This is a genomic window from Azospirillum oleiclasticum, from assembly GCF_013423485.1.
Classification (GTDB): Bacteria; Pseudomonadota; Alphaproteobacteria; order Azospirillales; family Azospirillaceae; genus Azospirillum; species Azospirillum oleiclasticum.
Map to the genome: position 1 here is coordinate 108,001 of NZ_JABFFR010000009.1, position 21,952 is coordinate 129,952.

The following is a 21,952-nucleotide window of genomic DNA, read 5'->3' on the forward strand; positions in this document are numbered from 1 at the left end:
CCGTGGTGTGCACCAGCCAGCCGAAGATGAAGAACACGGCGGCGATGATCACGCCCATATCCGCGTGCCAAAGAGGAAGAAGAGGCCATAACGTTATTGGACGGCAAATGCTGGGATGACGGGCAGCCTTCATGAGGGCAAAGGCAAGCAGGCGGTGATGAACCCTGCTGACATGCTGGCCTGGCCGATAGGCTTCCTGGAGTTGGGACCCTGCACCATAGCATTCATCGGTCTTTCACCGGCTCGATCAGGCTGTGATGAATCCATCCGGCTGGCTCCTTGTCGCCGATCTGAACCCAGTCACCCCCACGGCCGAAAACCGTAAACCGCTCGCCCCTGCGCGCGGTCTTGATGACGGGGGCGTTGGCGCCGCCGTCCTTCCGAACGTTGGCTCCCTGGGCACGCACCACGACCACATCCCGCACGGGCGTCTTGTCGGAGAGGGGCGCCTCAGTGCCTGCGGGAACCACGGCCGGGGATGGGGATGGTGAAGGAGGCGGGGGTGGAGCTGAAGGACTGGTGGCGGGTGATGCCGATGGCATTTCAGGGGCTCGCGTTTGCGATGCCGGAAGGTTGCCCGTTGCGTGATTGGCCGACGCAACCAAGTCATTTGCCGCTGTCCGAAACTCGGGAACCGTCAGCCACGCGGTCACCAGCGTCGCCGCGAACGCCACGAAAACCCCGTCAAGGACCAGGAGGGGACGCCGCCGGGGCTGAGCCTCTCCATCGGCCTCGACCTCGATCGCGGTTTCCAGCGACGCCGCATCGGCCGCGTCGGCCGCAGGGGTGATCGATGGACTGCTTTTGGCCTCGGCAGCAAGGGCCTGCTGGTAACGCGAGAACGCGCGCCCGAAGGAGAGCACCGCATCCGCGCTGCTGACCATGTAGGCCTCGTTGAGGCCGGTGTTGCTTCGAACCGTCAGCTCGCCGTAACGGGCGATCGGAACCTGGTGGTTGTTGTTGAAGCGCTTGTCGCGCGAACCGTCCTTGTTGGCCTTCTTCCAAGTGTGACCGACCACCGCGGCGTCACCTGGCACCGACTCCTCTTCAATGAAGCGGGTTTCGTTCGCCCAGATGTCCAAATCGGCAATGTCGACAAGGGCGAATTCGCCGCTCTTCTCCCGAACGAGCACAAAGCCTGGGTAGAGCCGGAGGTCCTCACCGTTCGCGTTTCCGAAGTGCAGCGCTTCCCAGCGGGCCTTTACAAGGTCACTGCGCGATACGTCGAAGCGGACCGGCCTTCTTGTCACGGATTTGTACGCTGTCGTCCTCTCGACGTAGCGGTTGGTCGCAATCTCAGTGGTTACGTCCCAAATGCGTGAACTCATGCGCAGCCGCGCGTAGGCTTGGCGAACTTCCTCGTACAGAGCCAGAGTCTGCGCATCAAAGTCGAAGTCCAGCTGGATCGTTGCGAACTCCAACTCCTGCTTGGCGGTCTCGATCTCAACGCACCGGGTTGCTGTCCGTTCCTCGAAGCGTGCAATCCAGGGACTTGTGAGAAGCCGAACGACAAACAGCTTTGAAAATCCCGTGAACACACGCCAGGCAAAAAGAGCCCGCTTGTGACCGGCAATTTCCCTCTGAAGAACGCGACGGCGATCAGCGGCCTCGTTCACAAGCATTTTCAGCTTGACCAAGCCCGGACTGGTCAGAGCGCTGACGGCCGCACTTCGGATCTCGCCGGGGAGCGCCCCGATCGGATGGGTGGTTGGTCCGGGGACGAATGACCGGCCACCAAGCGGCGAATCGGCTGTCGGCACCGCAGGGACATGCCGTTGTGGCGGTGGCGTCAGGCTGGCTCGGTATGAAATGCCGGTGCCTGGAATGCCGAGCGTCATGTGAGCCCGACCGTCCAAGCCAACGTTCAGAGACGCTCCCGGCACGCCCAGCGTCGTGCTGATCCGCCCCCCAGAGACGTTCAGCTTCACCCCAGGAAACAGCCGAACGGATTTGCGGAACCGTAACCCCATGGGTGTCCTCCTCAGGCCGCCACCGCAGGCGCGCGCTCGATTCGCTCAATCACTCCGGTCCGTGTCTTCCCGCCACTCAGGTCGATCTCAATTTCGTCCTCGAGTGCGCTGCCGAGCAGCACCTTGGCCAGCGGCTCGCCGACATGGATGATGCCGACGTCGGGCTTGTGTTCCGTCTCGCTGATCCGGACCCGGACGGGGCGGTTGGGCGTGTCGTCGTAGCGTACGACCACGAGATCTCCAGGCTCCACGGTGAGCGAGGCCGTTGCCACCGCGTCGATGTCCTCCGGCTCCGGCATGGGCACCGCATCACTCTCGGTCTGCGCCACGGGGCGGACGAGCACGGCAACGTCCCCATCATCTTCAGCCAACACCGGAACCGGCTCGGGTGCGGGTTCCGCAGCAGGAGGCGGCTCGACCTCCGCACTGACCTCACGGAACTCGGTCCAGGCACCCTGTGGCGGTTCGGCCCCGAGCGGCTCGATGCCCATGCCGTCCAGCGTGCGTTGCAGGTCCGCCAAGCTGCCCTCAGGATCGACCGTCCATTCCGACCCCCAGCAGCGCCAGAAGGTCCAGCCCAGCCGCTCGAGTGACTTCTGGCGACGGAAGTCCTCCGCCCAGCGGTCGGGGCCGTGGTAGGCGTCGCCATCGAGCTCAATCGCCAGACGACGGTCGTCGGCGCCCTCGACCACGAAGTCGATGCGGTAGCCGCCGACCGGAACCTGGGCGCGGATACGGTAGCCAAAGTCAAGCAGGCGTGCGCCGAACTCCTTCTCGAAGCCGGAGTCGCAGACGTCGAGCACGTCCTTGCGGGCGATGACCTTGCCTTCGCCCATGGGGTTGCGGAAGTGCTCGATGACCTGGAGCTTGAGATCCCCCGGCTTGAGGTCGGACGAGGAGACCGACCGCACCAACACCAGCCGGTCGCGGGCCCGCGACAAAGCCACGTTGAAGCGCTGCTCGAACATGCGCGACCGCTGCGCCATCGCCGTCCTGGGGCAGGCCACCATAGACAGGAAAACGATGTCGCGTTCCTGGCCCTGGAAGGTCGCCGCGCTGCCACACATGATGCGGTGGCGGTCGATGACGTCCGCACCGAGTTCGCGCATCAGCCGGTCGTAGATCAACTTCGCCTGCTTGTCGCCGATGAGCGAGATGATCCCGATGGTGCGCTTCTCGAAGGCCGGATCTTCGGACAGGCGCCGCACTTCCTCGACGATGACCTCGACCTCGTGCTTGTTCACGTCACCGGCCTTCTCACCATCGCGCACCAGGATGTCGATAAGCGGCGGGTCGAGGCGCTCGGTGGCCTTGGGCAGGCGCATCGGCACCAGCAGGTTCTGGTAGAACCGGGTGGAGAAGCGGATGATCGGCTCGACGCAGCGGAAGTGCTCACGCAGCAGCACCGCCTTGCCGGGGAAGATCATGCTGCCAAGTTCATAGAGCGACGTCGCCGGGTCCATCTGGTCGGCGAAGGGCAAGCCGCTCAGGTAGGTTGTGCGCAGTTGGACAATGGTGCGCTCGTCCAGGCCGATGTAGTTCGGGCTGACCTGCTTGTCGTCGCCAACGATCAGCAGCTTCTTGCCCCGCAGTACAGCGGGCAAGGCGGTGATGTCGGACTGGCTCGCCTCGTCGACGATCACCAAGTCGAAGGCGTTGAGGGTGGCGGGCAGTTGCTCGGCGACGCGCCATTCCGGCAGGATCCAACACGGCACCGCATCCGCGGCGTCGAGCGTGGCGTCGCGGATGACGCGCCGGTGGCGTCCGGCCGCCTTGCCGGTTCCGGCGCCCAGCTTGGCGATGGCCGCGGCGAACTTGGCAAGGGCCGCCTCGATGCGCCCCGTCAGCGCTCGCTTGAGGCCCAAAAACGTGCGAAGCCTCACGACCTCGGCCAAGATCACGCGCTGTCGCGCCTCGAGCTCGGAGCGTTCATCGGCCAGCTTCTGGATGGCGGCGCGGTCGCCGATGCTGCGCACGAAGCCGTCCGCCCGCGCCCATTCCCAACTGGCCCGCCAATCCAGCGGCGTCCGGCCGTCCATACCGTCGAGCACTGGGTCCGTCGTCAGCGTGTCGGCCCACCGCGGCGCGCCCGACCGGCGCACCGCGTCGGCAATTTCGTCGAGCCGCATGCGATGCGGGCGCAGAGACGACAGCCGTTCCGCTTCCGCACAGACTTGCCGCCAGCCGTCGGCGAGGTCGTTCGGGGCGACGGACGCATCGCCAAGGGCGCCAGCGAACTCCATCAGCCCGGCGTGGAATGGCAGGCCCCGCCCCCCGGCCAAGGCCACGATTTCCTGTCGGACAGCCTCGGCGTCGACGAGTTCCGCCTTCTCCAGGTTCGCCGCCAGGGCGTCGAGTGCGCGGGACACATCGCCCTCGTAGACGACGGCGCGCGCATCAAGCCCGTAGGGGAACAGGGCCTGGAGAGTATCGACGCAGGCCTTGGCCTCGGACGCGAAGCGCAGCAGTGACGCGATCAGGCGCCCCAGGCGCAGGAGTTCGCCCCGCCCGCGCGGCCAGTCGGTCGGCACCGGCGGCAGACCAAGGCTGCCGCAGATGGCCGCCCAGTTGCGCAGGAAGGCCTGTGCGTCGCGCTGCCAAGTCCGGCAGGCCTTCACCTCCTGCCACTGTTGCGGGGTGGCGGGAGCGCTGCCGCCGACCAGCACCCGAGCGAGGCGCTCCTTGAGGGGGCCCTTGCCGAACGAGAACACGCCGAACGCTTTCTCGCCGCGGGCTTGGGCGGCCACGGCCGCATCGAATGCCTGATCGTCGGGCGGCACGTCGCCCGGATCGATCCCCTTGAGGGCGAAATCGCGGCCGTCGGCATAGAGCCTGGCCCACTGGTCCAAGGCACGCCGCAGCGCTGCCACGGTCGCCTCGTCCGAGCGCCGGACCCCGAGCAGGATCTGGTAGGTGCTCACCATCCAGGTCTCGGCCCGAACCTCCTCGAAGAAGACCTGGTAGTCGGTGAGCCAGCCCTGGACCGAGCGAGCCTGCTCCAGAGCAGCCGTGGCCATGTAGGGCACGTCGCCGCTGCGCGACTGCTCCTCGAGTTCTCGTGCCCGCGCAAGCTCCTCGTGCGCGGCGAGCACGCGCGCCACATCGGGCAGGGCATCCGGGTCCGGCAGGTCGGCCACCGCATAGGCAAGATCGGCCCCGAGCCCGCAGCGTATGTCGCGCGCCTCGGCGATGTCGGCATCCGAGAAGCGTGGATTGAAGCGGCCGTCGAGATCCATGCGGTCCTCGAACCAAGCATGCAGGGAGCGGTCCTGCACGACCTGCTTGGCCAAGGCCATGGGAAGCACGCTTTCACCGGCGCTCTCGACGTTCTCGAGGTTCCGGCGGGCATAGGACAACAGTTCGCCGTCGATGACCTTGATGCGGTCTCGGATGTCGGCGAGCAGGCGCTGGTTGTCGATGATCTCCTGGCTGACCTGCTTCGGATTGATCTGCTTCGCCTCGTTCGCCAGGACCTGGACGGCCTGTTCCAGATGGCGGGCGCCCTCGCGGTCGCTGTGGATGACCGAGATGGCAAGGTCGCGGATTCCGGGCGGCAGCTTGTCTTGGAGCGCGGTCAACGCCTCGGCGGTCTTGGCGGTGACCAGCACGCGCTTGCCGGTGGCCAGGAAGTGGCAGATGACGTTCGCGATCGTGTGCGTCTTGCCGGTGCCGGGCGGCCCCTGGACGACCACACCGTCCGCCTCTTGTAGGCGACGCAGGATTTCGCGCTGGTCATCGTTGTACGGCAGAGGGAAGAAGGCGTCGGACACTTGGAGCGATGTACCGCCTGAACTTCCGCTGCCGGAACCGCCGGGGACATTCGCAGGAGACCTTCCGACGGTCTCGGGCAGGTTCCATGACGCATCGTTCAGGTCGAGGCCACCGTCGTCATAGAGCCGTTCATCACTCGGCGGCCTGACGAATTTCAATGCGGCCGGGGGCAGATCCTCCTCGGCCTCGGCTTCCTCGACGCGCTGGATGAGCTTCTGAATGTCGTCCTGGCGAAAATTCTCTGCCCGCTGGCGGACGTAGAGGACCCAGGTGTCGCTGATCCGCAGAGTGCCGTCGATGGCAAGCAGGGAACGGTCGTTGGGATCGCGTCCAGCCTCGTCCGGGACGTATGCGCCGGATGCGGACAGGCGCGCGGCGCAGGATTTGAGCAGCGGCTCAAAGGACTTCCGTTCGAACGGCGAGAAGGTGACGTCGGGATCCTCGACGATGCGCTCCAGCTGGCTTCCGGCATCCCGCTGGAGCCCCTTGGACCCTTCAACCTCTAGGGCGTGGAACGGCTTCAGGGTCAAAGACGGAGGAAGCTGTCGCGGGCCAACGGTCAGCGTACCGTCCTCGAGGAGTTCGAGCTCGACCAGCTGCTCCAGGACCGGCACGTTGATGCGGCCGTTCTCGCGCTGCCAGCGCGCGATGCCGATGCCCCACACGAGTTCGATGGCATTGTCATCGCCCGCGGCGGTGACGCGCTGCTGCACTTGGTAGAGCTTGTTGTAGACGTCGATGCTGCGACGGCGCGGCTTCTCCACCTCGGCCCACTTCGCCCACGCGCCACCAACGTACTCCTGCCAAGCCTGGCGGAACTCCGGCATTCTGTGCGTTCGCAGGATGGCGTCCATGCTGGCCGGGAACTCCTCGTCCGCATCCCGGGGCTTCATGACGTCATCGGGATCCAGCAAACCGGCTTCAGCGAGGTCCGAGATCTCTTCGATGCTGAGCCGGAGCATGCGGTGCTCGAGCAGCGTCGGCGCCTTGTCTGGAGACGGATGCGCCGCCGCCTTGACCCAGCCGTCGAACATGGGGTCGGACGCCGGGGGCTGGGTCTCCCGCAGACGCTTGAGGCGCATCCACACCTCGGCGTCAACGCCGATGGCGATGCCCTCAAGACCGCTCAGCGCCCCCTCGTGGAAGTGGGGGTGCTGCTCGGCCACCAGATCGTAGATGACCTTTTCGTTGAGGCTGACGAGCTCCTGCGTGTAGAGCAGGACGTTGCGCAGGTCCTTCTGTGTTTTGGTCAGCCCCGCCATGTCGCCTTATACCGCTATCGGTTTTGCCACAAAGCACAAATAGCAAAACCACCGACAATTGTAAACCGATGGGATATCTCGGCCGTTTTGTTACAGACTTGAAATCCGCCAAATTAGGCGAGAAATGCCATATGTTGGATGTGCTGCTTGCGCTATGATCTGCCGGTCAAGCGTTGAGCTTCAGTATCGCGGACAGAGTTTCGCACGCCCAGCTTCTTCTACCATTGGTAGCAGACGGCTTGCGTTCCCAGACTTCATGTGCGCTGGTCGATTCTCACGTCAACGGCGGTTATGATCGAGATCGTAAACACGCACTGGTTCGTTCTCCGTTGATCGCAGCGCCGCTCAGATCGCCACAAAGCCGTCACCGCCAAACCCGTCATCCTCAGCAGCGTCCCGTGGGTTCAACCTTGCCCGAACGTGCTCCACCATCCGATCGGCCGCGAGTTGATAGGTGACCTTGTGACGCTGATGTCGGCGGACGGTGAGAAGAGACCGAAGCTCGTCAGGACGCAGCAGGCGAACGTCCACATCGGCCTCCCTGGCGAGGCCGTTGGCAATGTCCTTGCAGTCCATGCAGACGGGAATCTGTTCGGGGTGGATGCCAAGGGTGCTGAGGCGTCCATGCAGGGTGCGGTCCTTGGAGAACCGGACGATGTATTTCGGCGGACGCCCGCAGCATGGGCAGGTCCATCCGGTCGGGAGGTCCTGCCATTCCGGCGCCGCCGCGAGAAACGTCGCCACCGCAGCGTCGGTCGGCGTCGGCAGCCTCTGCTGCCCGCTCTTCCGCCAGACGTGCAGCGCCTCCTCGCCCCGCTTCGTTGTGCACGAGGTGTCGATCAGGTTGAAGTTGTCCCCGGTGTTGAGCCCCATGTTGTCCAGCATGTCACTGGCTTCGGCGTTCACGTCCTCCCTGCCGGGATGACGCTCGGGCGACCGCCAGTGAACGCCGCGGGCGAGCAGTGCTACCTGTTCGGAGACGGCCGTCTTGCGGAACTCGAAGGTCTCGAGCTTGCGGCGCTCAGTGAACAGCTTCAGGGCGCGCTTCACGTCCACCTTGTGGTGTTGGTTCTGCCCGCTGGTGATGAAGTAGCGGATCTCATCCACCGCGAACGAGAACGCCTCCATGAAATCCGGCCCAAGGCGCCGGGCCTCAACCAACGCCACCTTCGCGTCCCGGTCAGCCTTGTTGCAGCTCTCGCAGATCATGACGTTCTCGAAGGCCAGGAAGGCCTCGTTGAGCGCGCGCATCACGTCCGGACGCCGGTCCCCAGCATTGTTCCACCTGGGACCCAATTGCTCCCGGAACGCCCGGTTGATGAAGTTGCCGAAGTGGTCGTGGTGATCGACGACCTTGGCGATGAGCACGCCCGACGCATTCTTGTGCGCGATCGCGTCCTTACTTCGGCCGCAGCACGGGCATTTCCAGTCCGGCTTCAGCATGGCCCACCACTGGTTCAGCTCCAGGCCGGTGGCGTTCAGGCGTTTAACCAGGGCCTCGGTGGTGGTCGACCAGTAGCCGTCGAAGTGGTCGATGACGCGGGCCTTGCTGTAGGGCGAGCGAAGTTCCTCGACCTGTTTGCGCAGGTCCTGCCGCTTGCGTCGGATGTGCTCGAGCAAGCCCTGCGTCGTGGACGCGATGATCCTCACTCCGTCCTGCTTGATAGTCGCGGCCGACGGCGCCCGGTTCTCCGACATGCTCATGCCCTTTGAAGCCGAACGCGAAGGATACATGCGAAAGATACAACCAGGCGAATCGAATTCGCAGACTTCTTAAACCAGCCCGCCGCTCGCCTACGAGCCGTCGTCTACCGGCGCCACCATCGCGCTCCGGCGCTGATCGCAACGCTCCCGTGTCGGGCCGCCATGTGCGTTGATCAACCACGCTCGCTCCAGACCGCCTTGAGGCGGCATGCGGAACGTCCACGCCGTCCGACGTCCTGACCGTCGGAGCCTGCCCCCTCACGGCCCGATCTCGCACGACGCCGGTGGCGCATCAAGGCCGGGCCTGAAGGCCCGCCGCGCAAGCGCGGTGCTGCGCAGCCTTGACGCACCCCCGGCGTCGTGCAGCCCGGTCCTCTCGCGAGGGGGCAGGCTCCGACGGTCAGGACGGGCACTGGAGCCGAATCACTCGGTCTTCGACCGATTGACCAGGAGGTGCTCGGGGGACCCTCCAACGGTCAGGAGCATGACGGTCGCACTGTTATCCGTGACGTGAAGATTGATCAGCTTTATCGTGACGTCACGATTATTCTCGGCGGCGAAGACGCGGCCCGCGCTCGCTCAATTCCAACCCGATTCGGCAGAAGAAAAGTCGAGGGTGGTCGTCTTGGTGAGCGCCTTCGGTGAATTCTCCACGGCAGCACGCAACAGTTCCATGCTCCCCACGAGCACCACGGTGTCGACTGCCCGCGTGACGGCGGTGTAGACCAGCGTCCGGTCGAGCAGCCTGCTCTTCGTGACGGGCACGATGACGCGGCGGAAGGCGCTGCCTTGCGCCTTGTGGACGGAGATGGCCCAGCCGTGCGTCAGGTCTTGAAGGTCCACAGGGCCGATCTCGTCGGCCGCACCGTCATCGAACGAGACCCAGGCACCCTTCTTGGTCGGCCGCTGGACGGCGCCGAGCGCCCCGTTCATGAAGCCATGGAAGAGCGGTTTCCCCTCCTCGCCCAAGACCTGGTTGCCGTCCCGGTCCAGCACCGGCGCCTTCGTGTAGGCGTTCTTGAGCCAGAGCACCTTGCTGCCGACGGACAGCCCCCAGTCGGCCACCTTGGGCTGATGCGCCATGTACTGGACCTCGATGGTCCGGTTCAGCGCGACGAGGCCGCCCTCCCCCGCCTTCGTCGCGCACAGGATCTGCACGTCGAGATCGTGCAGCGCCTGGGTCCGCCCGGCCTGCGGCGGCGGGCCGACCATGGCCTTCCACACATCGAGCACATGGCCGCCAACGTCATCACCGTTGGCGGGCAGCACGAAAACGCCAGGAGCAAGCGGGGTCGCGGGATCGAATTGGGGCAGGTCCGGCAGCCGACCGGCGCGGATCTCCGCCGCGACGGCCGGGATGCCCGTCCCGGCCCGCTGGCGATGGATGACGTCAAGGCGCACGCGAGGGACGGTGTCCGCTTCCACCAGCCGGTGGAACAGCAGGCCCGGACCGATGGGTGGCAGCTGGGCTTCGTCGCCGATGAAGAGCACGTCGACGGACGGTGGCACCATCCGCAGCACGCGGTACACCGAGGGCACGTCCAACATCGAGGACTCGTCGAACACTAGCAGGCCCCGCTGCATTCCCCGGCCGCCGTTCTCCAGCCGCCGCCGGAAGCGGTCGAGCGTCATGGCTTCATGACCGGTGGCTTCGGCGATCCGCTTCGCCGCCCGTCCGGCGACCGCCACCTGGGGGAACGACATCGCGCGCCGCTCCTCAGCGGGAAGCGCCAGCAGACGGCGCCTGGAAGCCGCCAGGATAGCCTTGACGACGGTCGTCTTGCCGGTGCCCGCGCCACCCGCGATGACGCTCAGCGGCGCCGTGACGGCCATGTGGACCGCCTCCCGTTGCCGGGGGGTCAGGCGGTAACCCTCCTCGCGCTCGACCTCGGCGATCGCCGCCTCGACCGCGTCGAACGGAGAGTGCATCGTCTCCCGCGCCAGGCGCTCCGCAACCATGCGCTCGAGTTCGCGTTCCATGAAGTGCGGCCCGCGGGCTTGCAGAAGACCGTCGGGGCGCTCCAGGAGCCGACCGGCCTCAACGGCCAAGTCGATGGCCCGCCTTGCCTCGGACGCCGCCCCAGGGCCCAGCAGTTGTCTCAGGTGGGGGTGCATCTGGGCGCGGGTAGCGGCCAGGTCGCCGCGGGCGAAGCGGGCGGCCATGGCTTCCTCGACGGCGGCCAGAAGGCGCCGCCGGTCGGTCAGCGACACGCCGAGCCGCAGAGCGCGAAGGTCTACATCCTTCCAGGGCTCGAGCAGCGCCAGGGTGTACGGGTTCTCCCGGATGCGCTCGATCGCCTTGGCACCCCACATCGCCGCCACTGCGGCTGCCGTGCGCGGGGAAACGCCGTAGCGGTCGAGCCACGCGAACACCTCGACCTCTTCGGCCAGAAGACCGAACCCTTCGATGATCGTCACTGCGCTGTCCGGGCCGACCGCATCGGCGAGCGCACGGTAGTCCCGGTACCGGATCAGGTCGTAGAGGCGCTCGCCAAAGGTGGCCCAGAGACGCTTCGCGGTGGCCCAGCCGATCCCGGTGAAGCGCCGGTTGGTGGCCAGGTACCGAACGATGGCCTCGCCGGACGGCAGCAGGGGCAGCGCGACGCGGGCGTGGATCTGAAGGCCGTAGTCGACGTGGGCGCGTTCCGGGCCGCTGACCCGCCACACCTCGCCTTCGATGGGGTCGCGGCCGAGCACGTCATGCGCGATGACCGCACGGCGCAACTGGCCACCCTGATCATGGCCGATCAGCACACCACCGCCAAACACCCCGCGATGGAAGGAGGTGCAGGTCACCTCCGCCGTGACGTCCGTGCTCGCCGGGTCCCCCGCCTGGAGCACGCTCATGGCAGCTTCCCGGTTTCGACCATAAGGCGCTCCAGGCGTCGGAGCCGTTCCAGCTCGGTGTTCAATGAGGCTAGCTGGGCACGGAGCTTCAGGTTGTCCGCCTCGAGCTCCGCGCGCTCCTTGTCAACTTTGGATTTGTTCTCGCGGGTGATGGCGGCTTGGTCGAGCTTGGACAGGCAACGCTTCTGGTCCGCCTGGTCAAAGTCCGCGAGCAGCGTGGAGCATTCGGGGTTCTGGTACAGGACCTGCCGGTTGACGCCGACCGCCTTGGCGATGGCACTCATGTTGAGCTGGCCACCTCGGCGCGGAAGGGCCTCACCCTTTTCCTCCATCTCCTCAAGGTATCGCCGCAGGGCCGCAACGTTCTCCTTCGCCGCCGCGCGCCCAGCCAGGTTGTCCTGCCCGCTCATTTCTTTTTCCTCTTGTCCGTTTGGTAGCGGTCGACCGGCAAAAGGGGCGCCTCCAGTATCTCCTGACTGATGCCGTGATTTTGCGCGTTGTAAATATATCGAGCAAAGCGGTCATCGTAATTGTTAAGCTGCTCCTTCCGTTCCTTAATTTCAGCCTCAAGAGCCGCAATCCGTCGCTCCAGGATTTCAAACTCCGGAGCCTTGACCTTGGGGAGCTTGCCAGTGTCTTTATACTCGTCGTAGGTGGCCCGCTTGGCTTTGTAGGCTTCGGCTATCGGCTTGTTGCGCGCCAATGCCACACGGCCCCACTCGTACCGGGCGGCCCCGGTGCCGATCGCCGCCAAGTCGACGACGTCAGGCCACGTGATGCGCTTCATGTCCGGCCAGTCTCTGATCCGGGCGACGACCAGCGCAACGTGCTGCGGCGTCAAGGGCCGAGAAGGCTTGCCGTCACTCCGCTTCAAGAGTCTTCTCCACGTCTTCGGTCAACACCACCTCGCCGTCGACGGTCAGCTGAACCAGCCATCCGTCGGGAATGAGGTTACTACGGTGGATGCTGATGATCGTCTCGAGCCGCTGGCACGTGCGCTCGTGACGCTCAAGCCAAGCATCCGCACCGTAGGTTTCCTGATCGCGTTCAGCGCGCGCCATCTCGACCAGCCAACGATGCTCTTCCAGCTGCCTCTCGGCCTCCGCCCTGTGGTCAGCCCTGCCCTTGCAGATCAGGTGCTCGGAGCAGTGAACATGTTCTTCATGGTGAGGGCACGGCGACACAGACCAGTCGTGAATGCACAGCCCAAGCTCAGTGAAGAGCGCCGCAGCGCCGAAGGTCGCGGTTTTGAAATTGTCCCTGCGCACCGGGTCGTTAATGCGCTTCACCTGATCGGCAGCCGGTCCGATGACTTGGCCCTTCTCCAACTTGTCCAGCACGTCCCGGGCCATCTTCCGACCAGAAACATGGTTATAGGAGGAGTTGTGAGTGATCTTGGCGCGCCCAGCATAAAGGGCACGCTCCATCTCACCCAAACCGCCCTCGGCCATCATGGTATCCATGAGATGACGGAACTGATGGGAGTTCGCCTTCAGAGGCTTCCCGTCACTTCCTTTCAGTCCATATCTTTCAAATACGCTTTTCTGCATCCCATCGTGGCGGCCTGCTAGAAAATCTCTAATTTTCCCATAATCCACATTCATCACGTTAAAAAAAACGATGCCATCTTCGGCTTTCGTCCTGAAAAATTTGACCGGCACCACAATCAATGCACCATCCAGGTAAAGATTACCAACCCCGTCTGGAAGCAAGTTCCTCTCGTGATTCGATTTGAGGACCAACCCTCTAACCAAGTCCGCCTTCAATACGTACTCAGGAAGCCCATTCTTTTTTCTTGTCGGATGAGGAAGCGCGTGAATCGGCACCCCAAGAGCCTTCAAAGCATGCCTAGCCTGTTGTTTTACAACGCACTCGGCGGCCCCTCTGTTGGCGGCAGCCACCCGCAGCAAGCGGGCGACGTCCATCAGGTCAATCCGGGTGTCGTCTGGCATGGAATCCCACGGCTCGCCCAACCGGGTGCGCCCCGGGTTGGACCGCATGTACTGCGCCAGTTCAGCAAAGGGCTGCGTGACCCTCAGCAGTTCGGCGATCGCCCGCCGCACAATAGACCGGTACTGCCTCGGGAACGTCTTCATCCCCGTCACCGTATGGCCACCTTTCGCGGGCCAATACCGCAAGTTGACATCCACCTCAGGCGCCCCATTAGAATCGAGAACCGCTTCACCGTGCTCATCAAGCTCGGGCGTCTCGACGAGCGTATCCCGCGGTAGCGACAGAACCTCCGTGATCCGGAACCCACCAAGAACTATCAGGTCGATGATGCGCATGCACACGAGATCGCGGATCGGCAAGTCAGTCCGGCTGGACAGATGGCCAAGCGCAGCGATGACGTCGTTGGTCGGCAACTTGGCCCTACGAATTTCCTCGAAATCATCTCCCACCTTGGCGCGCCTTGCGCCTGCCCCTTCTTCAAAACGAATAGTCTTTTTCCATTGAAAAATTACTACTGTCAGTCGTTTGCCGTAGATTGTACTCGCAATCATTTCCAGAACACCGGCCGTGTTCCCTCGGCCATGACCAGTCCGCTCCTTATCGATCAACTTTTCGGCCTCGGTGAAATGGGCCGCAAGCAGGTCAGCAACGTTGATTTTCGACCCCGCCGCCCGACACAGATACCCCAGCGCGTCGACGATCCTGTTGAGCGCTACCCGGTCAACCCCGCCTCCTGAATCCGATATGCACTTGCTCACGAAAGCTCGGACGTAGTCGAAAAAATTCGGCGGAAACGGGCTCTCGCCCCTGTGAGTGGACGATCGTGACTTCACCACATCGAACCAGACGGTCGTGTTCCGCTTGACCCTGCTGTTCTTGCCAACATAAGGCCACCCCGGAGCATCCCAATGTTGCCCACGCTCGGCGGTCAGCTTCTTTTGTTGAGCAATGAAGCGATCAAGGTTTTCCTTGGCGCTTCGCTCCTTAGCCGTTGGGAGCCGTTTTGCGGTCATTCCGCTCCCCGCGAAGTCTCGGCCGCCCTCATAGCCTCGCAGGCGCGTACCGTCTGGGCGCAGGCAATGATCACATCGTCCAGGAGCTTGATGATGGTCGGCGCCATCCCAGCTTCTTCCTTCATCGCCCGTTCCTCGAGGAGGCTGTCGAGAACCCGTTCATGAGGGGCATCCAGCCAAGGCCTGAACAGGCGGCACGGGTAGCAAGCCTTGGGCATGGCAAGAGCACAGTGGTCGAAGGTCCCGCAGCTGCCGATCTGGCTGAGCGTCTTCTCCGTGTGATGAGGCCAAGTGATCGGCGGCTTGACGTCGTCGCCCTTGGGTGCGTCCTCACGGCGGATCACTTGGCCCAGAAAGAGTTGGCTGATCGCCGCCAACTCCAAGGCCATTTTCTTTTCCATCCTTCGGGCAAGCATCTCCCGGCCGTTAAAGTACACCATGACATGGTGCGTCGAGCTGTGATCCAATGCCTCGGCAACCTCGATCGGGGCGGCGCCGAGGCTGACCAGCCGAGTGGCGTAGCTGTACCTCAGCCGCCGGAAAGTCAGACACAACGGTTTCTTGTCACTTCCCTTCAGGCCAAAGGCAGTAACTATGCTGCCCAAGATCCTGTTGAATACAACCTGCGTCAAACGGTACGTTTCCTGCCGAAACGCTCCATCAGCGACGAGATCGGTGTAAACACCGCGGAACAGGGGCCGGTGGAATTCATCATCATTCCAACGCGGGTCGGCGGCGATAGCTTTGGCGTTTGCGGCGATCAATTCCTGAATCACTGCACCGATCCTCGGGTCGAGAGCGCGAACCTTCCATTGCTCCCGCGGGACTTCTACTCGTTTCTTTAGCCGTGGAACGCGCAAGAAATGGCTCACGGACCCGTCGCTAAGTGATTCCGTGTAGTAGTCTTCCTCGTTCAGAAGTTGCAAATGACGTCCATACAAGCCGAACGACATCGCAAGGAGGCCCACGACGACGTCACGCACAGGAATGGAGCGTTGCCCGGGGAGTGTCTGGGCCCGCAAGGCGTTGGACAGGGCCAAGAACTCGTGCTCCCTCAGCGGCCCGTGCTTCGGGTCGTTCCGCAGCACCGCCTCGTTCGCTGCGAAGGTCCCGAAGACCTTGTCCTCCAACGCCGTCGCGACATCAGGATCAAACCCATCAAATCCTGCGTCGGCCGCCCAGATGTAGAACCGACGTTGGCTGAGCACGATGTCGTTGGTGTATCGCTTGCTGTAGCCGCGCGCCTTACATACCTTCTCGAGGTCGGTGAAGAACTCCTCTCCCAGGCTACCGGTATCGAGACAGTGCTGATCCTCCCGGATCGGGCATTGAACAACGGCGGCTTCAAGGCGCCCGAACTCGCTCCCCACCGACCGCGCAGCGGCTGTTCTGATGAGGTGCCGAGCGAACTCACGACAGGCTCTCACGTAAAATTCGGGAGCCGACGAAAAGCTATCCCAATCGATCCTTTCTGTCGGCGATATGCGCCAGATGGAAGAACTCGTGTCGACGGGATGCTTAGAAAGGCTTACAATAACACCTGTCGATTCGGCCGCCTCAACTTGGAGCGTTCGCGCACGCATTACAGGTCATCCTTGCCAAGGATTTGCGCCTGAAGAGTCAGCGATTTCTTGTTGCCAATTGAATGATGATGGCGCGCGCATATTTTTCCGGTTGCGTCGACCGATCACTCCACCCGTTCATGTAGATTTGCTGGTCACGGCTATCCCGGTTGTGCTGAAGACGCTCCCGTGGTGGCAGGTGCTGTACCTCTCTGTCCACTGCCTCGACCCACCGGCAGTTCCAGTCATGACGCAAGAAATGCGTGCTCAAGTTTGACGGCAGACTTGGATGCGCCGCTCTTAGAGTATCGAATATTGACGAGATACCATGAGCCGTGAGGGGGTCGCCGTCATCATTCACGAAAACAAACGGCGTCTTGGCCGCCCTGGGGAACTGCTCCCTGTTCCTCCGGTGAACCATGATCCATTCATAAATGGCGCCCCTCACCTTATCGGTGAACATGAGGACTCGCGCACGGGTCTTTGCAGCGGGGGCCCGGGTACGCTTGTCTGCTTCGTTGTCGTGGCGGCGGTGAACGGTCAACGACCCCGGCGCTCCGCTGAAGTCGAGGTCGGCCGCCTTGAGGCCGAGCAGTTCTCCCGCCCGAAGGGGAAGATGGTACGCGGTGAGCAGGTAGGCGTAGTTCCGATGCTGGAGGTCCTCGCGGAAAGGATTTTCAGGGCTGCCCGGCACGATCGCCCGAAGGAAAAGCTCACGCTGAGCAGGCGTCATCATTTTCGTCTCGCCGGGGTTTTCCTCGGCAACAGATGATTCACGTTTTGGACCGATGGCCTTCGCGGCCCGAAGAAATGCCGCTTTGCCCTCCAGCGCGACCCGCCGGTTATTGTCGTTGGTGATCCGGTCAATGACCGGGGCGATAATCCATTCGACGTACCTGATGAATGCCCAGAACCGTTGCGCCGCGGTCGTGCGGTTGACGACCTCGGTACGTCTGCCGCGGCGCATGAAGTCGTGCAAGACGCCCAGTTCCGCTGACGTCAGCATCGTCCCTCGGACAGCGCGTCGCACGAGGTTGATGTCCCTGGCTTCGCAGAACATCATTCCAAGGGCAATGCCGCGCAACGCGAGTTCAATGGAATTCGGCACGAGGCGCGAACGCAGCGCAGTCAGCGTGTACCGGGTGACCAACGGGTCCGGCGGCGAAAAGCGATCGCCCCAACACAGAAGCGGCAGGCGCTCACCGGCGGCGTCGCCGGTCGACATGACGCACCAACGGATGCTGAACGGCGGAGCAGACGCTGCCATGGCTCCTCGCGAACGAAACAAGAACGTCCGCAATCATATACATTCTGAAGCCAGGCTATACAACGCACCAAAAAGGCACAACCACTAAAGATGTGGCAGAAACGTTACCGCGCTGATTTTTATTGCTGTTTTGCGTTCCGTATACAAAAACCGGAACAGGCGACAAACTGCCCCGTCTCGTGCAGCACGCCCATGAGCGATGAGGTGAAGTCCGCCTCGTCGTAACGCGTGGTGATGCGCACGTCGCCGGTGGCGCCGCCGCAGAAGGGGTGCAGGGACACGTCGAGCCGGCCGCGGGCGAAATCGAACCCGGCCTGCCGCATCAGCGTCTCGCCCAGCGCCTTCTGCCGGTCCACCGGAAAGGGGCCGGAGGGTGCAACGGGCGCCGGGTCGGCCGCCTGCCGGTCGATGACCCGCCGGATCAGGTCCGGCAGGTCGGCGGCGAGCGCATCGAACACGGTGTCGATGCGCTCGCCGCGGGCGCCGGGGTCGTACTGGTCGAGCAGCGCGTCGTAGGGGGTCAGACCGAAGGCCGCCGCCTTGGCCGCCGCCGTCTCCCGCGTCAACCGCAGCACCTCCGCCAGCGACGGCAGCAGGGCGGCGAAGTCGCTGTCGGCGCGCGCGGTGCGCCACACCATCTCGCAGCGGGTGGTGGCCTTGGTGACGGCTTCCACGAGGTCGGAGGGGACGGCGGTCGCGTGGCGGTGATCGCGGGCCATCTCGCGCAGGTTGGCGGCCTGCACGGGGTCCAGCCCGCCCTCACGCTCCGCCTCGGCCAGCCAGTCGCCGACCTCCGGCGCGGTCAGCATCTCGTGCGCCAGCACCGACAGGGTGGCGGTCTGCTCGCCCCGCCCGTCGGCGGCGCCGTCCGGCATCATGGTCTGCTGGTCCCAACCCAGGATGCCCAACGCGTCGCCGATGGCGGCGATGCGGGCGAAGCGGCGCTCCAGGTGCTGGTAGGCGTTCATCGGCGGCTGCGCCATTGCGAAATCCCGTAGATGACCAGAAGGACGACCGCCAAGCTGTACCAGGTGAAGGCGTATTGCAGATGGTTGTTGGGCAGTTCGACCCGCGGCGGGATGCCGGCCGGCACCCCGCCGGTGGGCGCCTGCTCCACCACCAGCGGGACGGTGGACGGCAGGCCGGCGGCGGCGGCCATGGCCGCCGTGTCGATGCGCATCCACACCCCGTCGGCGCTGCGCCCGTCCGGCTGGAACCAGCCGGGGGGCTGCGGCAACCGGGCGACCCCGGTCACCGTGACGGTGCCGTCCGGCCCGCCGCGAGCGGCGTCCTTGCGGTCCATCGGCACGAAGCCACGGTTGATCAGCACCGGCGGTCCGTCGGCGCGCTCGAGCGGTGTCACCAGCTCATAGCCGATGCGCCCCTGCTGCGGCCGGGCCAGTGTCAGCATGGATTTGTCGGTAAGGAAGCGCCCGGTGACCGTGACCGGGCGGAAGTCCCAGGCCGGCGCTTCGTCGATCGCGGCGGGAAGCGGCACCGGTGCGGCGTGGGAGCGCTGCTCGATCCGGCCGATCAGCTCCTGCTTCCATCCCAGCCGCTGCACCTGCCAGGTGCCGAGCGCCAGCATGACCGGGACCGCGATCACGGTCAGGATGGTGGCCCAGCGGGACGGGCGAAAACCCCGCTCCGCCACAGCCGTCACGATTCCGCCCCTCCGGTGAAGGCGGAGCGGTTGTGGCGGTACTGGAGGGCGATGAAATAGGCCTTGGCCGGGCGCAGCATGCCGAGCGTCAGGCCCAGGATCACCGTCCCCCACAACACCGTGTGCAGCCACAACGGCCAGTCGACGTTCATCGAGACGATCAGCGCCACCGGGACGACCAGGAAGCCCAGCACGAAGATGAGCAGAACGGCCGGGCCGTCGCCGCTGTCGTTGCGCGCCAGTTCCAGCCCGCAGACGGAGCAGCGCTCCGCCAGGGTCAGATAGCCCGAATACAAGTTTCCCCGGCCGCAGCGGGGGCATGCGCAGCGCATGCCCGCCGTGACCGGGGAAACGTTGGGGTGGTAGCTCGCGCCCAAGCGGTTACGAACCCCACCAGTAGACCGACACGTAGAGGAACAGCCAGACCACGTCCACGAAGTGCCAGTACCAGGCGGCGGCCTCGAAGCCGAAATGGCTCTTCGGGGTGAAGTGCCCCTTCTGCACGCGGAACCAGCAGACCGCCAGGAAGATGGTGCCGATGATGACGTGGAAGCCGTGGAAGCCGGTGGCCATGTAGAAGGTGGACGGGAAGATGCCGTCCTGGAAGCCGAAGGCGGCGTGGCTGTACTCGTAGCCCTGGAAGAACGAGAACATGACGCCGAGCAGCACGGTGATGCCGAGCGCCTTGGCCGCCTCGTTGTTCTTGCCTTCCTGCAGCGCGTGGTGCGCCCAGGTGACGGTGACGCCCGACAGCAGCAGGATCAGCGTCATCATCAGCGGCAGGTGGAACGGATCGAAGGTCTCGATCTTCGGCGGAGGCCACACGCCGGCCGGGTTGTCCGGCGACACCTTGGGGAACAGCGCGGCGTCGTAGAAGGCCCAGAAGAAGGCCGAGAAGAACATCACCTCCGAGGCGATGAAAAGCGACATGCCGTAGCGCAGGCCGATCTTCACGATGGGGGTGTGCGCCTTCTCCTTCACCGACTCCTTGATGATGTCGCGCCACCAGCCGAACATCACGCCCAGCACGCTGAGGAAGCCCAGCAGCGCGATGATCCAGGTGCCCCCGTGCATGTAGATGACCATGCCGGTCGCCAGCAGACCGGCAGCGAAGGCGCCGAGCAGCGGCCACGGGCTCGGGTTCAGCAGGTGGTAGGGATGCGGGATCGCCTCCCCCGCCCCCGCCGTCGTTTCAGTGGGCGTGTGCCCGTGCGTGATATCCGCCATCGTCATCCAACCCCGTGTGATCCGATCGTCTTCGTTTGGTCTTCGATCAATTGCTCTCGGCCCCGCCGGCACGGGCGGCCGTCTGGGCCAGGACCTTCTTCTCGTCCAGCGCGCGGAAGAAGGTGTAGGAAAGGGTGATGGTCGTCACGTCGTCCATGTCCGGGTCCTTCGCCATCGCCGGATCGACGAAGAACAGCACGGGCATATCGACCTCGCGGCCCGGCTCCAGGATCTGCTCGTTGAAGCAGAAGCACTGGATCTTGTTGAAGTATTTGCCCGCCTTGTCGGGCGTGACGTTGAAGGTGGCGGTGCCGACCATGGCCTGCCCGGCGCGGTTGGCGGCACGATAGCTGGTGAGCTGCTGCTCGCCCAGCGCCACCGTGATCTCGCGGTCCACCGGCCGGAATGACCAGGGAAGCTGTCCGTTCACATCGGCGTTGAAGCGCACGGCGACCGTGCGCCCGATGGCCTGCGCCGGGGCGGCGTCCGCCCGCTGCGTGGTGCCGCCGAAACCGGTCACCTTGCAGAAAAGGTCGTAGAGCGGCACCGACGCGAAGGCGAGCCCGGTCATGCCCGCGACGAGCACGAAGCAGGCGCCCATCAGGCGCAGGTTCCGCCGCTTGACGCCCTCGTCCATCTCAGCCACCGCTCATCCGCACGATGGTGATCACATAGAACAGCGCCACCAGCGCCAGCAGCGCCGCCAGCAGGGCGTAGTTGCGGCTGCGCACGCGGCGGCGGCGTTCGTCGTCGTGTCCGTGCTCCATGAGCATCACACCCCTCCACGCAGCAGATGTTCGCCGCCCAGCAGCGCGAACAGCAGGAACAGATACAGGATCGAGAAGCCGAACATCTGCCTGGCCGGCTTGTGGTCGTCGCTCCGCAGCACGCGCAGCGCGCAGACGACGAAGATCGCACCCAACACCAGCGACCCCGCCAGATAGGTCGGCCCGGCGAAACCCAGCCACCAGGGCGCCGCCGCCACCGGCAGCAGCACCAGCGTGTAGACCAGCATCTGCACCTTGGTCGCCCGCTCGCCCGCCACCACCGGCATCATCGGCACGCCGGCGCGCGTATAGTCGGCGTTGCGGAACAGCGCCAGCGCCCAGAAATGCGGCGGCGTCCACAGGAAGATCAGCAGGAACAGCACCAGCGGGGCGATGTCCAGGCTGCCGGTCACCGCCGTCCAGCCGATCATCGGCGGGAAGGCGCCGGCGGCACCGCCGATCACGATGTTCTGCGGCGTCCGCCGCTTCAGCCACATGGTGTAGACGAAGACGTAGAAGGCGGTCGCCAGCGCCAGGATGGAGGCGGCCGCCCAATTGACCGCCAGGCCCATCACCACCACGGCCGCCACCGCCAGGAACACGCCGAAACCCAGCGCGTCCTGCGGCTCGACGCGGCCGGACGGGATCGGGCGCTTGGCGGTGCGCGCCATCACCGCGTCGATGTCGCGGTCGTACCACATGTTGATGGCGCCCGACGCGCCGGCGCCCACGGCGATGCACAGCACCGCCACCGCCGCCAGCACCGGGTGCAGGTGGCCGGGGGCCACCAGCAGTCCGATGAAACCGGTGAACACCACGAGCGACATCACCCGCGGCTTCAGCAGCTCGATGTAGTCGGTCGCGGTGGGCACCGAGACCCGTTGCAGCGTCAGGTCCGTCATCGGTCTCTCTACTCCCATCCGGGGCGGGGGTTCCTTCCCCCGTC

General features: G+C 64.6%; 16 protein-coding genes. All 16 read right to left on the reverse strand.

What is annotated here, in order from left to right:
- Positions 1-224: 224 nt before the first annotated feature.
- Positions 225-1,970 carry a DUF4236 domain-containing protein gene (locus HL658_RS12525; RefSeq protein WP_180282311.1) on the reverse strand — a complete coding sequence of 582 codons (1,746 nt, stop codon included), beginning with the start codon at positions 1,968-1,970 and terminating at the stop codon, positions 225-227.
- 11 nt (positions 1,971-1,981) lie between these two features.
- Complete coding sequence (locus HL658_RS12530; protein WP_180282312.1) at positions 1,982-7,003, reverse strand: AAA domain-containing protein; 5,022 nt, start codon at positions 7,001-7,003, stop codon at positions 1,982-1,984.
- A gap of 345 nt (positions 7,004-7,348) precedes the next feature.
- Entirely contained in the window at positions 7,349-8,707 is a 1,359-nt protein-coding gene (locus HL658_RS12535; RefSeq protein ID WP_180282313.1) for a hypothetical protein, read from the reverse strand.
- Between the two features lie 579 nt (positions 8,708-9,286).
- On the reverse strand, positions 9,287-11,554 hold the full coding sequence (locus tag HL658_RS12540) for an AAA family ATPase (protein ID WP_211109721.1): 2,268 nt from the start codon (positions 11,552-11,554) through the stop codon (positions 9,287-9,289).
- Complete coding sequence (locus HL658_RS12545; protein WP_180282314.1) at positions 11,551-11,964, reverse strand: hypothetical protein; 414 nt, start codon at positions 11,962-11,964, stop codon at positions 11,551-11,553. The genes HL658_RS12540 and HL658_RS12545 overlap by 4 nt, the downstream gene beginning before the upstream one ends.
- Positions 11,961-12,428: a hypothetical protein gene (locus HL658_RS12550; protein WP_180282315.1), complete on the reverse strand. Its 468-nt coding sequence runs from the start codon at positions 12,426-12,428 to the stop codon at positions 11,961-11,963. The genes HL658_RS12545 and HL658_RS12550 overlap by 4 nt, the downstream gene beginning before the upstream one ends.
- Positions 12,415-14,520, reverse strand: a complete 2,106-nt coding sequence (locus tag HL658_RS12555) for a hypothetical protein (RefSeq protein ID WP_180282316.1) — start codon at positions 14,518-14,520, stop codon at positions 12,415-12,417. The genes HL658_RS12550 and HL658_RS12555 overlap by 14 nt, the downstream gene beginning before the upstream one ends.
- Positions 14,517-16,103 carry a site-specific integrase gene (locus tag HL658_RS12560; protein ID WP_180282317.1) on the reverse strand — a complete coding sequence of 529 codons (1,587 nt, stop codon included), beginning with the start codon at positions 16,101-16,103 and terminating at the stop codon, positions 14,517-14,519. The genes HL658_RS12555 and HL658_RS12560 overlap by 4 nt, the downstream gene beginning before the upstream one ends.
- Before the next feature lie 37 nt (positions 16,104-16,140).
- The gene (locus tag HL658_RS12565; protein WP_180282318.1) at positions 16,141-17,307 is read right to left on the reverse strand and encodes a site-specific integrase; all 1,167 of its coding nucleotides are present in this window, start codon (positions 17,305-17,307) and stop codon (positions 16,141-16,143) included.
- 161 nt (positions 17,308-17,468) lie between these two features.
- Entirely contained in the window at positions 17,469-18,332 is an 864-nt protein-coding gene (locus HL658_RS12570; RefSeq protein WP_425485332.1) for a hypothetical protein, read from the reverse strand.
- Positions 18,314-19,012, reverse strand: a complete 699-nt coding sequence (locus tag HL658_RS12575) for an SURF1 family protein (RefSeq protein ID WP_343055081.1) — start codon at positions 19,010-19,012, stop codon at positions 18,314-18,316. Before HL658_RS12575 ends, HL658_RS12570 begins: the two co-directional genes overlap by 19 nt.
- Complete coding sequence (locus HL658_RS12580; RefSeq protein ID WP_343055082.1) at positions 19,009-19,308, reverse strand: DUF983 domain-containing protein; 300 nt, start codon at positions 19,306-19,308, stop codon at positions 19,009-19,011. The genes HL658_RS12575 and HL658_RS12580 overlap by 4 nt, the downstream gene beginning before the upstream one ends.
- 85 nt (positions 19,309-19,393) lie before the next feature.
- Entirely contained in the window at positions 19,394-20,239 is an 846-nt protein-coding gene (locus HL658_RS12585) for a cytochrome c oxidase subunit 3 (protein WP_180282554.1), read from the reverse strand.
- 46 nt (positions 20,240-20,285) lie between these two features.
- Positions 20,286-20,876: a cytochrome c oxidase assembly protein gene (locus HL658_RS12590; protein ID WP_180282556.1), complete on the reverse strand. Its 591-nt coding sequence runs from the start codon at positions 20,874-20,876 to the stop codon at positions 20,286-20,288.
- A 1-nt stretch (position 20,877) separates the two neighbouring features.
- Positions 20,878-21,012, reverse strand: coding sequence for a hypothetical protein (locus HL658_RS37710; protein WP_281378748.1), 135 nt, complete (start codon positions 21,010-21,012; stop codon positions 20,878-20,880).
- A complete protein-coding gene (gene cyoE, locus HL658_RS12595) occupies positions 21,012-21,908 on the reverse strand; it encodes a heme o synthase (RefSeq protein WP_180282320.1) in 897 nt (298 codons plus the stop codon). Before cyoE ends, HL658_RS37710 begins: the two co-directional genes overlap by 1 nt.
- Between the last annotated feature and the right edge of the window lie 44 nt (positions 21,909-21,952).